The sequence below is a fragment of the Corynebacterium provencense genome, from assembly GCA_900049755.1.
In the GTDB taxonomy this organism is placed as follows: Bacteria; Actinomycetota; Actinomycetes; order Mycobacteriales; family Mycobacteriaceae; genus Corynebacterium; species Corynebacterium neomassiliense.
The window spans coordinates 1,200,858-1,213,080 of record LT160592.1 but is presented as its reverse complement, the minus strand read 5'-3'; the positions used below and the strand labels follow the sequence as shown (position 1 = coordinate 1,213,080).

General features: G+C 64.8%; 12 protein-coding genes, 1 tRNA gene and 1 pseudogene. 8 read left to right on the top strand and 6 right to left on the bottom strand.

The window, feature by feature from the left end:
- The first annotated feature begins 106 nt into the window (after nucleotides 1-106).
- Together BN3906_RS05605 and BN3906_RS05600 are read left to right on the top strand one after the other, a co-directional pair.
- Complete coding sequence (locus tag BN3906_RS05605; RefSeq protein ID WP_261796855.1) at nucleotides 107-577, top strand: thiamine pyrophosphate-dependent enzyme; 471 nt, start codon at nucleotides 107-109, stop codon at nucleotides 575-577.
- A 32-nt stretch (nucleotides 578-609) separates the two neighbouring features.
- On the top strand, nucleotides 610-2,148 hold the full coding sequence (locus BN3906_RS05600) for a sodium:solute symporter family protein (protein WP_066585194.1): 1,539 nt from the start codon (nucleotides 610-612) through the stop codon (nucleotides 2,146-2,148).
- A gap of 6 nt (nucleotides 2,149-2,154) precedes the next feature.
- Here the strand turns inward: BN3906_RS05600 and dsdA are convergent, their stop codons facing one another.
- From dsdA to BN3906_RS14445, 3 genes are all read right to left on the bottom strand, one after another.
- Entirely contained in the window at nucleotides 2,155-3,495 is a 1,341-nt protein-coding gene (gene dsdA / locus BN3906_RS05595) for a D-serine ammonia-lyase (RefSeq protein WP_147592804.1), read from the bottom strand.
- Nucleotides 3,496-3,566: 71 nt separating this feature from the next.
- The gene (locus BN3906_RS05590; protein ID WP_147592802.1) at nucleotides 3,567-4,508 is read right to left on the bottom strand and encodes a S1 family peptidase; all 942 of its coding nucleotides are present in this window, start codon (nucleotides 4,506-4,508) and stop codon (nucleotides 3,567-3,569) included.
- Nucleotides 4,509-5,559: 1,051 nt separating this feature from the next.
- Nucleotides 5,560-5,766 (bottom strand): hypothetical protein, encoded by a 207-nt coding sequence (locus BN3906_RS14445; protein WP_147592800.1) that lies wholly within the window; start codon nucleotides 5,764-5,766, stop codon nucleotides 5,560-5,562.
- Between the two features lie 218 nt (nucleotides 5,767-5,984).
- Between BN3906_RS14445 and BN3906_RS05585 the strand changes: the two genes are divergently transcribed.
- Both BN3906_RS05585 and BN3906_RS14440 read left to right on the top strand, forming a co-directional pair.
- Nucleotides 5,985-6,224, top strand: a complete 240-nt coding sequence (locus BN3906_RS05585) for a hypothetical protein (protein WP_066585188.1) — start codon at nucleotides 5,985-5,987, stop codon at nucleotides 6,222-6,224.
- A 15-nt stretch (nucleotides 6,225-6,239) separates the two neighbouring features.
- Nucleotides 6,240-6,407 (top strand): transposase, encoded by a 168-nt coding sequence (locus BN3906_RS14440; RefSeq protein WP_147592844.1) that lies wholly within the window; start codon nucleotides 6,240-6,242, stop codon nucleotides 6,405-6,407.
- A gap of 120 nt (nucleotides 6,408-6,527) precedes the next feature.
- Here the strand turns inward: BN3906_RS14440 and BN3906_RS05580 are convergent, their stop codons facing one another.
- The 3 genes from BN3906_RS05580 to BN3906_RS05570 form a co-directional block, all read right to left on the bottom strand.
- Nucleotides 6,528-6,815, bottom strand: a complete 288-nt coding sequence (locus tag BN3906_RS05580; RefSeq protein WP_066585185.1) for a hypothetical protein — start codon at nucleotides 6,813-6,815, stop codon at nucleotides 6,528-6,530.
- Between the two features lie 534 nt (nucleotides 6,816-7,349).
- On the bottom strand, nucleotides 7,350-8,069 hold the full coding sequence (locus BN3906_RS05575) for a hypothetical protein (RefSeq protein WP_147592798.1): 720 nt from the start codon (nucleotides 8,067-8,069) through the stop codon (nucleotides 7,350-7,352).
- A 99-nt stretch (nucleotides 8,070-8,168) separates the two neighbouring features.
- A tRNA-Thr gene (locus BN3906_RS05570) sits at nucleotides 8,169-8,241 on the bottom strand.
- Nucleotides 8,242-8,328: 87 nt separating this feature from the next.
- On the opposite strand from BN3906_RS05570, the gene thrE reads away from it, so the two are divergent.
- The 4 genes and pseudogenes from thrE to BN3906_RS15555 all read left to right on the top strand — a co-directional run.
- Complete coding sequence (gene thrE, locus BN3906_RS05565) at nucleotides 8,329-9,837, top strand: threonine/serine exporter ThrE (protein WP_066585177.1); 1,509 nt, start codon at nucleotides 8,329-8,331, stop codon at nucleotides 9,835-9,837.
- A 45-nt stretch (nucleotides 9,838-9,882) separates the two neighbouring features.
- Nucleotides 9,883-10,233 carry a hypothetical protein gene (locus tag BN3906_RS05560; RefSeq protein ID WP_066585174.1) on the top strand — a complete coding sequence of 117 codons (351 nt, stop codon included), beginning with the start codon at nucleotides 9,883-9,885 and terminating at the stop codon, nucleotides 10,231-10,233.
- 5 nt (nucleotides 10,234-10,238) lie between these two features.
- Entirely contained in the window at nucleotides 10,239-11,774 is a 1,536-nt protein-coding gene (locus BN3906_RS05555) for an alpha,alpha-trehalose-phosphate synthase (UDP-forming) (protein ID WP_066585171.1), read from the top strand.
- A gap of 323 nt (nucleotides 11,775-12,097) precedes the next feature.
- Nucleotides 12,098-12,223 (top strand): annotated as a pseudogene (locus BN3906_RS15555) (ATP-binding protein); the annotation flags it as partial.

Sequence of the window (12,223 nt, the reverse complement as noted above, 5' to 3'; positions counted from 1 at the left end):
GCAACGGGTCGGGCAACGGCTCGCCGACCAGGACCTCGCACCGGAGCAGGGTGTCCTCGCCGACATCCGCGCCGCCACCCCCGCCGACACGGACACCTTCTGGGACATGACCATCGCCGCCTACTGGGCGTGGTCGGCCTGGGACCCCCGCGAAGGTGGATTCCACTCCGCCCAGGGCTCCGGCGGACTGGGGTTCGCCTTCCCGGCCGCCCTCGCGGCCGCCGTCGGCTCCGGCCGTCACACCCTCGCCGTCTCCGGTGACGGCGGGGCGATGTACGGCATCGCCGAACTCGCGGCCGCCAGACAGCACGACGCCGACGTCACCTGGCTCATCGTCGACGACGGCGGATACGGCATCCTCCGCGAGTACATGACAGACGCCTTCGACAGGACAACCGCCACCGAACTCGCCCGACCCGACTTCGTCGCCCTCGCCGGAGCCTTCGGAATCCCCGCCCGCCACACCGACCCGGAACACCTCCGCGACACTCTCGCAGAAGCCCTCGCCACCCCCGGACCGTCTGTCGTCGTTCTCGGAGCGACCCTGCAGATGTTCGCCCCCACCCACCTTTCCTGACCACCCGGACCACACCCGTTAGGTGCACCACCATGACCCTCGACATCCTCATCATCATCGCCTACCTGCTCTGTATGCTGGCCTTCGGCTTCTGGGGCAAACGCAGGACCCGTAACTCCAGTGACTACCTCGTCGCCGGCAGACGCCTCGGACCCGTCTTCTACACCGGCACCCTCGCCGCCGTCGTCCTCGGCGGCGCATCCACCGTCGGAGGGGTCGGACTGGGCTACCGGTACGGGATCTCCGGCATGTGGCTCGTCATCGCCATCGCCACCGGCGTGATCGTCCTCAGCCTCGTCTTCGCCGGACCCATCCAGAAACTCCGCGTGTTCACCGTCGCCCAGGTGCTCCAGCTGCGCTACGGCGTCAACGCCACCGGCGCCTCCGGGATCGTCATGGCGTTGTACACCCTGATGCTCACCGTCACCTCGACCATCGCCTACGCCACCGTCTTCAACGTCCTGTTCGACACCCCCCGCTGGGTGTCCATCATCATCGGCGCGGCCACGGTCATCATCTACTCCACCATCGGCGGGATGTGGTCGATCACCCTCACCGACATGGTCCAGTTCATCATCAAGACCGTCGGCGTGTTCTTCCTGCTGCTGCCCGCCGCATGGCACAGGGCCGGGGGACACGACGGCATCGTCGAGAAGCTCGGGGACGCCGGTGAGGCGCACTTCGACATCATGAGCATCGGCGGGGCGACGATCATCACCTACTTCGTCGTCTACACCTTCGGCATGCTCATCGGGCAGGACATCTGGCAGCGGGTCTTCACCGCACGCACCCCGGGCACCGCCAAGTGGGGCGGCACCGCCGCCGGCGTGTACTGCCTCCTCTACGGTGTCGCCGGAGCGCTCATCGGCACCGCCGGCGCGGTGATCCTCCCCAGCATGGAGATCAACGACGACGTCTATGCCGCGATGGCGGAGACGGTCCTTCCGGTCGGACTCTCCGGCCTGGTTCTCGCCGCGGCGGTCGCGGCGATGATGTCCACGGCGTCCGGCGCGCTCATCGCCTGCTCCACCGTCTGCCGTACCGACATCGTCCCCCTGCTGCGCCGCCTCACCGACCGTTCCTCCACCCCCGCGCCCGTCGTGGACCCGGAGAGCGACGTCAGGAAGAACCGGGTGTGGGTCCTGTGCCTCGGCGTCATCGCCACGGTGATCGCCATGCTCATGGATGACGTGGTCGCCGCCCTGACAGTCGCCTATGACATTCTCGTCGGAGGACTGCTGGTCGCCATCCTCGGCGGGTTCTTCTGGAAGCGTGCGACCGGAGCCGGCGCACTGGCCTCCATGGCAGTCGGCACCGTGGTCACCCTTGTGACGATGGCGCTCACCGACGTGCTCGCCAATGAACCGATCTACTTCGGACTCGCCTCCGCCCTGGTCACCTACATCGTCGTCAGCCTGGCGACCAGGCCGACCGACCCGGCCGTGCTGGAGGTGTGGAACGGCCGGCTCGCCGGAACAGAGGTCGCCGAATCAGACAACCCGGAGGACGCCGTGCGCTCCCGCGGCACCACCCCCGCAACGCAGGGGACCCCGGTCGGGCCCGTCGACTGACGGGTGTCAGCCGCCTGTCGGCGGATTGCCGGCAAGCAGCCGGCGCCCCTCCCCGAGCAGGGCGGCGAACTCGTCCTCCGGCACGAGCGAACCGCCGGTCAACCAGGCGACGTGGGTACCCTGCGTCTGCACCTGACCCTGCCCGACCGCTCCCGCGGCCCTGAGTCCCGCGCACGCGGACGGCTCGAGCTTCAGCCCGGCGACATCATGGGCCAGCGCGAGAGTGCGCAGCAGATCGTCGTCCGTGACGGTGACACAGGCGTCCACGAGATGCCCGACAGCTTTCCCGACGAGACCGGAGGGACGCCCCACTGCCAGACCGTCGGCCAGGGTCCGGCCGCTGAGCCCCACCTCCGCGACACTGATCCCGTCGTCACGGCCGGTCAACCTTCCCAGCAGGAAAGCCGGGGCAGCCACCGGCTCAACGAAGACGGGGCGGACCGCATCCCCGAACACGCTTGACAGTGCACAGGTGATTCCGCCCGGGGCACCGCCCACACCGCAGGGCAGGTACACGTACAGCGGGTGTGCCCCGTCCACGGTGACGGACAGGGCGGCGAGCTGGCCCGCCAGTCGGCGACCCGCCACCGCGTAGCCGGCGAAGAGGCTGAGTGAACTTTCGTCGTCGATGAAACGGGCGTCCGGGTCAGCTGCCGCGGCCGCACGTCCGGCCCGGACCGCCCCGGTGAAGTCAGTGCCGTGTTCGACCACCTCCACCCCGGAACCGCGCAGCCGCTCCTTCTTCCACTGCCTGGCGTCCCTCGACATGTGCACGGTGACGCTGAAACCCAGGGCCGCGCCCGTCAACCCGATCGACATACCCAGGTTGCCGGTCGAACCGACGACAATCCGCCTGGTCGACATCACCTCACGAACCTCGGGGTCGAGGAACACGACCGGACCGCGCCCCAGGTCCACGCCCAGTTCACGGGCGGCCCCCAGCGCCGTTTCCAGCACCTCGTGGACCCCACCCCGGGACTTCACCGACCCGCTCACCGCCAGGACATCATCTCTCTTGACCCACAGGTTCCCGGGCACCCTCCACCCCGCCCCACCGAACTGACCGTCCAACGCCTCCGCAAGCGCCCCGACCTTCACCAACGGAGACTCGAGAATCCCACCGGTGCCCGCGGTCTCCGGGAAAAGCTCCTCGAACAACGGGGCGAACCAGCGGAAACGGTCCTCCGCGGCGTCCACCAGATCCGGAGGGACAGTCTCCCCCGCGACCGCGCCCGACCGGTCCGGAGACCACACGGTAGGACGCCCGGACACCACATCGTCGAAAACCTGGCGTGCCTGCCCTGCGGGAAGCTCACTTCTCAACCTGTCCAGCACCGTCTGCACCATGAGCAGAGGCTACAACGCGGAAGGGCGGTCGGTGGCGTCCCCGGGGTGCGCCGCACCACCGAGCGGTCCGGTCAGGGAACCGTCAGACCGTACCTGAGGAAGATGGCGTCCGCGAGTGCGAAGTCGGTGACATAGTCGGAGTCACCCGGGGAGCTGGAGAGGAACCCGACCAGCAGTGCGGTGTCCGGACCGGTCTTGACGTACGCAGGGGAACCGGAGTCACCGCCGACGCTGTACGTTCCGGCCCTGATGTACGTGTCCGTCAGGGCGAGAACCTCGCCGCAGGTCTCCCCGGTACGGCTTCCGAACTTGCAGATTTCAGTGCCGGGTTCGATGGTGTCGGAGTCCGCGACTCCGGTGACGGAGTACTTTCCGGCGATGCGGGGGTCGTAGCCGACGCCCTTGTCCGCGGTGCTGATAATCGAGAAGTCACTGACGTCGGTGTACGTGGGTCCGACGGGGTCTCCACGGTACTCGGAGACGACCGTCGTACCGATACGCCGGTCTCCAAGGGAGGTGTCGTCCCGGTAGACGGAGCCTTCCACACCGCAGTGTCCGGCGGTGACCAGCACCCGCTGCCCGTTGCGCTCGGCGAGGGCACCGAGAGTGCACAGGGAGTGCTTCCCGGTGTCCGCCTTGATGACGTTGAGGGACTCTCCGGGAGTGGTGAGGGGGAAGGCGGTGTAGTCACGGACTTCACCCTGCATGCCCTGGGTCACAGCTCTGCCGAGGAGGTCAGCCTGGTACCTGTCCGAGGAGAAGTGCTCCGCGAACGTGGGAACTCTGTCATCGTCGACCGGGGAGGAGGAGCTGACGGTGGTGGGGAGGTCGCCACCCGGCTCAACAGTCGGTTCAGCAGTTGGTTGAGCAGTCGGTTCAGCAGTCGGTTCAGCAGTCGCTGCGGCAGACAGTACCGCGTACAGTTCCGGAGACAGCTGACCCTGGTCAGAACAGGACGACAGCACTGCCACAGTGAGAATCGCAGAGACAACTTTCAGCTTTCGGCCCATCATACTCCTCTGAGGGAAACCAGTTTCCGCACGGTACTTTCATACTGTCCGGACGTGGAACACGCTCCGCCGAGAGTCGGTGCGCGAGGTCCGTAGGTGTGACACCGCGGGAAGCGCACATGTTCCCCTCCGACGGGCTCTCACAGTCAGTGACACCCGGTACACCCCCGACCGTCCCCCACCTGTCCCTGACTGTCGGGCCTGCCTGAGGTGCACGCCAGAGGCATGTTGCCGCGGCATCGTCCCGCAGGGTCTTCCCGCAGTGTCTTTGCCTGACGCGGACAAGTAGCTGCACCGGGGGCACAACCACTCGCGAAGTCCACTGCCGACAGGCGGCCGTGTCCGTTTCACGGACCCGTCGTTCGTCTTCCCGTGAGAATCTCCCGACAGTGAAGATGCCGGGGCGCGTCAACAGCTGGTTCATGCATCGCCGGCTCGACGGTCTCTGCTCGACTAACCCCTGGCCCCACCACTGCTCTTCAGCACATCACCACGAACGGCCCCACCCCTGGTGGACCCTGGGTCGACCCCGCAGACCCCACTGTCACCGCCTACATTCACCCGAGCAACTGAAAAGGTCACAGACATGAAGGCAGGGGGACCTACACCTAGCGCGACAGACGGACTACCCGGCCCCTTTTCCGCATCCTTCCACGCCCGGATGCGCAAGTCTTACATCGCCTTCCCCCTGTACAGCTTGACAGGAAGCTCAGTCATGCCGACTGTGCACTCATTCTCAAAGTCGACGATGACGGTTGCCAACATCCTCGACTTACTGCACCAAGAGCCCTTACCAGTTATCAGTTCCCCGCGCCGTGAGACAGTGCCGATTTCAGCAGGGAATGGGCCCATCACGAGATTTGTATGGATACAGCGGATGCACAGGACAGAGGCTACAGCGGATGCAACAATACCCCATGGGCAGATATGACCAGAGTTTGAAAGATAACGCATACGAATTCCTGGTATACTTTTCATGAGTCGATCATCAACACAGCTAGTAGATATTTTCAGGCAGTTGCCGGAACTCATCTTACCGGACTATAGATAAGTGTCACATAGTAATGGAGGAAATTATGAAAATAAGGAACCTATCTCCCATGCTAGAACTATCCTTCATTGGAGTTGGCTTTATATCGCTAATCATCGGAATTCCCTCTATAAGCAGCTCCCCGCAAGCTTTCGCGATTGGCATCTGTGGCGTACTTGTGGGAACAATCGCTATTGCGACGACCGCCGCAACGCGAAGCTTGTCGAACACGGTAATGACAATAATTCTAGCAGTATCCGCAGTCGCCTTCATTGTCGGATTCATCTACGTTGCCAACAATAGAGACGGTATACTGACAACATATATCCCACTGATCGCAGCCGGCATTTTACTGTCCAGTGGTAGTCAGACAATCTCCCGACGCATTTCAAGAACTTCAGGGAGGTAATACTACGGGAAACCTCACCGCCACCCATATCCGGCGAACGATGCCGACCCGCCGCAGCCTGGTCACCCCGGCCCGTGCCGAATGTCTTGATGAGGTCCTCACTGCTGGTGAGCATGTGGCGGCGGCTGTGACGTGGGACTTCTATCGGGAGATCGTCGCCGCCGACGACGAACCAGTCCGGCGAGCCGGCAAGAAGAGAATGGTCAAGCTGGTCAAGCAGACCCGGACCGGGGTAGCGCAGGGGCTGACGACGCTGGCGACGTTGGGGTGGACATTGTGACGCCGGCGGGCTGACATCCTCGCGTACTTCGACACCAGGGCGTCCAACGGGCCGGTTGAGGCGATCAACGTGAGGTTGGGGAATCGGCGCGGCATCGCCATGGGATTCTTCGACCCTGACCCACAATATTCTGCTGTCACTGATCCACTCAGGAGGGCTGGCGGAGCAATCAACGCACGTTGAAAGCCGAAGAGCCGGATAACCCTCTGCCCTGCGGAAACATGAACCGGTCACGCTAGCCTGCGCGGTGCGTTGACCAGCAGAAAGCCCCACCAATGAGGTGGAGTTCAGCTATGTCCGAGGTTACTTGGCAGACGCATGAAGGCTGTCGAGATCCACCACGGGATCCATCGCGGCGTAGTCTTCAACGCCGTCAACCACGCCGTCGGAGATCGGCGGGCCATCACTGTACTCGGCGAGCATGACCGCGAGGAACCGACGTTTCAACTCAACGGGGAGGACGGCGCGGGAATCCACCAATTCAGTCAGCAGGATGTAGTCCTCCATGTCCTGCACGTTCGCCCGGTTGTACACGGCAGAAGGGGAAGCCTCACCAGCAACCCGACGCATCAGGTCATTCATCCCGGTCATAAGGAGTCAATTTCCCACGTCATCGTAATGATCTTCATCCTACATGTTCTGACCTGCACACATCCGATCGAATGATCATCTCGCAGAGCCGTTCGGGGGCGCACACGGGTACGCACCGCGCCCGCACAACCCGTCTACGAACCACAACACGAGACCAGAAAACCCAGGTCGAGAAGTACACCGACCATGGGCACCGGTATCCGCGATTCAGAATGCCCCGGGGAGCAGCAACTAGCTGTGCACTCGACCCGGACCCGGTCACCGTGTCGGGGGGTTACCCGGTCAGTCCCGAAAACTACCGGGCAACCGAAACCGGGAAGCAGACCGTGAGCGAATCGGGAGGAGTACCGAATCAACATCACGGGCGGAAACGAGACCGCCAACCAGTTCGGGGAGGTCATAGCACGTTTCCACGCACACCACCGTGCCCCTGTCGGATTCGAACCGACACTGTGCCGGCGTATTGCTGGCACCGAGCCCCCGCTGTGACCGTCACCCTCGGTGGGGTTTCGTCATGTGCGGGTCTCACCCCGGCTAAGCAAAGCGCCTTTGGATGGCGTTCGGATCACCTTGCCACTGAGTCAGTTCGCTCCCGAGTTCTGGCAATATCTGGAGGATTACCGCCTCCTGGAAAGCTACAATCGCCACGAGATCCCCAGCTAAGGTTGTCACTGCCTGCAGCTGCTCGACGTCGTCGACGTGATCCAAAATATTGCTCGCATCGTCAGTATGCGCAAACTGGGAGTACACCACTCTATCTGCGATATCCCCGTCCCACGCTCCCCCCTTGGGAAACTGAGTGGTACCCTTTGGGTCAATTAAATCTATTCGATACCGATTAGAACGAGAATTGCGCCAAAGATGCTCCAGCTGCGTGACAGCCGCCGATTCAATTTCTGTCTTCGCGAACCTATGCAGGGATTTCACCAGCTTTTCATAGTGCACTTCTTCCTGACTCAGGAGAAAAACCCTGGCTGTACCCGCTGTATCCATGACAACAGCCCTCGTAACGCGAGTGTCTGTGCGGTTGACCATCGATACATGCGGCGCAGTGCCATCAGCGCCAGGCACGATTTCAACTTTGAACTCTGGAAGCCCGGCAGTGACCGCCCCCTCGGACTGGGCGAACTCCAGGGACAACACAAGCCGACACCGCTCCAAGGCTCTCTCAACCCGAGTGCGGTGTCCCTCGTCGGTGTCCGGCAACTCCGGCGGCTTCCTCGACCTCCGACGTCGCTTCCTCGAATCGGTCATCACCGGTCTCCTCTCGGAAAAGGTGGACACTTAATGGACTCCTCACCGGACATGCCCATCAAGTCCGCCACTCACTTCTGGTAAATGACCTGCTAGTTGAGCTGGAGACGAGACTTGAACTCGCAACCTACGGTTTACAAGACCGTTGCGCTACCGATTGCGCCACTCCAGCGGGTGAAAGAACACCGTCGGAGACTTTAGCAGGCCCGGTACCGTTCCCGTGTGTCAGCCCCCGGAGGCTGTGTCGTAGGGTGGCCACATGACCGGCATCGTCACCCGGATGCGCACCCGGGCCCGTTCCGTGCGCAACGCGGCAGTCGACCTGCTCGCAGGGGGAAACAGATCGACGATCGACACGATCCGGATGGCTCCCCCGCCGTCACCCCTGGCCCCTGTGGACCTGACCGATCCCCTGGCCGTCCACAGGGTCACCGACGTCGCCGCGCGCATCGGTGATCTCCTGCTGGGCTCGGGTACCGGCAATTCGGACACCAAGGCCCAGATCCTCGCCGTCACCTCCGCCTACGGGCTGTACGGCTGCCATGTCGACATCACCCTCAACACCATCACGGTCTACACCCGCAGCACCGACCACGCCGACCCTCCGGTCATCACTTTCCGGGTCGTGAACGCTCTCAACACGGATTTTTCCCGCCTCACCGAGGTGGACCGGCTGATCCGGTCGATCGTCGGCGGTGCCACACCTGTCGAGCAGGCGGCGTCGATCGTCACGGAGATCGAGAGGAGTCCCCTGCCCTACCGGCTGCGGTGGGTGCCCCCGGCCTGGGGCGTTTTCGCCGGGTTCGTCGCACTGCTCCTCGGCGGAGGCCCGGTCGTCGCGGTGATCTCGGTGGTGACCACCACCATCATCATGGCGGTGAACATGTGGCTCAGCGGCAGGCGCCTGCCGTTGTTCTTCCAGAACGTCATCGGCGGGGTGATAGCGACCGTCCCCGCTGCGGTGACCTACAACTTCGCCCGGATGCTGCACATCAGTCTGTCCCCCTCCCTGGTGATAGCCGCATGTATCGTCGCGATGCTGGCCGGTCTGACCCTGGTCCAGGCACTCCAGGACGGGGTCACCGGCGCCCCCGTGACCGCGTCTGCACGCTTCTTCGAGACTGTCCTCATGACCGGCGGCATCATCGCCGGAGTCGCCGTGGGTATCCAGCTGATGAGCAGAATCGGCATGACCCTGCCCCCGATCGATACCTCGACGCCTGACCTCGGCGGTGTCGGGGGCGTGGCCCTGCGGATTCTGGGCGGCGTCGGTGCGGCGGCGTTCTTCTGCGTCGCCGAATTCTGCGACAGACGGGCCCTCGTCGTCGCCACCTTCACCACTTTCGTGGCATTCACCGTCCACCAGCTGGCCATGCCGGTGGTGGGCCTGGACTCCGTGTCCGCGGCAGGTGCGGTGGCTGTGCTGATCGGACTGGCCGGCGGCCTGCTGTCGCGCCGCTACCTCATCCCCCCGCAGATCACCGCCATCTCTGCCATCACCCCCCTGCTGCCCGGTCTGTCGCTCTACCGGGGCATGTACTCACTGCTGTCCGACCAGCTTGTCCTCGGCCTGTCCAGTCTCGGTATCGCACTGGCCACGGCGACGGCCCTGGCTGCCGGGGTGACCTTTGGGGAGTGGGTCGCCCGCCGTCTGCGACGGCCCCGGATCCTACACCGGGATCTGGGCCTGCGGCGTCCCCGGGTACACCGGGCACCACGCCACTGGAAAGTCCGGGCGGATCGTGCGAGGCGTCGACGCCGCAGGTAGAATGGTGCAATTGCAACCGCATGTCTATCTCAAGAGGGAGCACCAGTGCCGCCGAAGGTCACCGACAGTCAGACCACCAGCGCAGAATCCCTGCACACCGTGGAAAGCGAGACCGCTTCCGCAGCCCGGCGTATCGTCGCCACCTATTCGACCGACAACCTTGACGCCGCAACCCTGATGTGCATGCTGGGCGTGGAGCCGGAGGGCCTGATCCACCGCAAGGTCGCCGCCGAGTTCGCCCCGCCGGAGCCGGAGAAGAAGTCCCGGCGCAAGACGACGAAGAAGACCACCAAGAAGGCCGCGGCGAAGAAGACCACGGCAAAGAAGTCCGCCGGGAAAGCGGCAGGTAAGTCGGCTGACCAGTCCGCCGCGTCGAACACCTCCGACGAGAGCTGACCTGCATGCCCGTCACCCCGCGAGACATGGTCGTCGTCGCCAACCGCCTGCCGGTGGACCGGACCGTCGACCGCAACGGAGAGACCGTCTGGACCACCAGCCCGGGGGGCCTCGTGACCGCACTGCGCCCGGTGCTGGAGGCCGACCACGGGTGCTGGGTCGGCTGGCCCGGCACCACCGCGGACACCCACGACCAGGAGATCGTCGCCGAGGACATGCCCGGGGGTGCCATCACCCTCCTGCCGGTGAACATCTCCACCGAGGAGTTCACCTCCTACTACGAGGGGTTCTCCAACGACACCCTCTGGCCCCTCTACCACGATGTCATCGTCCACCCGGAGTTCCACCGCTCCTGGTGGCGCTCCTACCGGACGGTGAACCGGCGTTTCGCGGAAGCCGCCGCCGAGGCTGCCGCGCCCGGGGCCACCGTGTGGGTGCAGGACTACCAGCTCCACCTGGTCCCCGGGATGCTGCGGGAGATGAGACCTGACCTGCGTATCGGGTTCTTCCTGCACATCCCCTTCCCCGCTCCCGAGCTTTTCCGCCAGCTGCCCTGGCGGTGGGATGTCCTGCTCGGCACCCTCGGTTCCGACCTCATCGGGTTCCACACCCCTGATTCAGCCTGGAACTTCCTCTACACCCTCCGCGCCCTCGGGGCGGACGTGTCCTTCGCCAAGGTCGGCGCCGGTGACGCCTGCGGGGCCGATGACGGGGCTTCCGGCACCGACGAGGAGGGGGTCTCCTACATCCGTGGTGCCCGTCTTCCGCGACGGGACGCCGTGGCCGGGACCGTGCACGTCGAGGGCCCCGACGGTCGGACGCGCCACGTGAAGGTGGGCGTCTTCCCGATCTCCATCGATTCCGCGGAAGTGTCACGTACCGCCTCGTCACCGGAGACCATTGCCGCGGCAACGGCGCTGCGACGGCGTGTCGGATCACCCGGTATCCTGCTCGCCGGCGTTGACCGGCTGGACTACACCAAGGGCATCCTCCAGCGTCTGAGGGCGCTGGAACAGCTGCTCGACCGGGGCCAGCTGGACGCCGACGATGTCTGCCTGGTCCAGGTCGCCACCCCGTCGCGTGAACGGATCGACTCCTACCAGCGCACCCGGAACGACGTGGAGCTCGCCGTGTCCCGTATCAACGGCCGGCACGGCAGTCTGGGCCACACTGTGGTGCACTACACCCACGCCGGGCTTCCGTTCTCCGAGGTCGTGGCCCTGTACGCCGCCGCGGACGTCATGCTCGTCACCGCCCTGAAGGACGGGATGAATCTCGTGGCGAAGGAGTACGTCGCCGCCCACTCCGACGGCTCCGGGGCCCTGGTGCTGTCCGAGTTCACCGGGGCGGCGACCCAGCTCACAGAGTCCTACCTGTGCAACCCCTATGACGTGGAGTCCACGGCCGGGGCGATCATGAAGGCCATCGAATCCCCCGAGGAGGACCGGCGCGCCCGCATGACAGCCATGTGGGACGAGGTCCGCAGGCATGACGTCCACGCCTGGGCCCACAGGTTCCTCCGTGAACTGGAGCGCCGGTGAGCATCACCCGCTCCTGCCTGGTGGTCCTCCCGGCCGCCGCAGTTCTGCTCAGCTCCTGCGGGGCCGACGACGGGCCGGACCGGGTGACCGGTGTGGACTGGCAGGTCACCTCCGTCGGCGACCAGAACTTCGACGCCCCCGAACAGGCCACGACCCGGCTCACCCTCGGTGCGTCGTCGTTCACCGGGGCGTCCGGCTGCATCCACTTCAGCGGGAACGTCACCTGGCACGGGTCCGGTGATTCGGCGACAGTCACGCTGACAGACCTGCAGACGACCGTCGAAGGCGACTGCGGCCCCGCCGACCGCTACAACGCCGATCAGCTCACCGACCGCGAGTACCAGAAGATGCGGGACCAGGGCCTGGCCATCCTCCGCGCCGTCGGCGTCGACACCGGCGGATGCAACATCCAGTTCGCCGTCAACCCCGAGGACGGCCGCCTCATCACC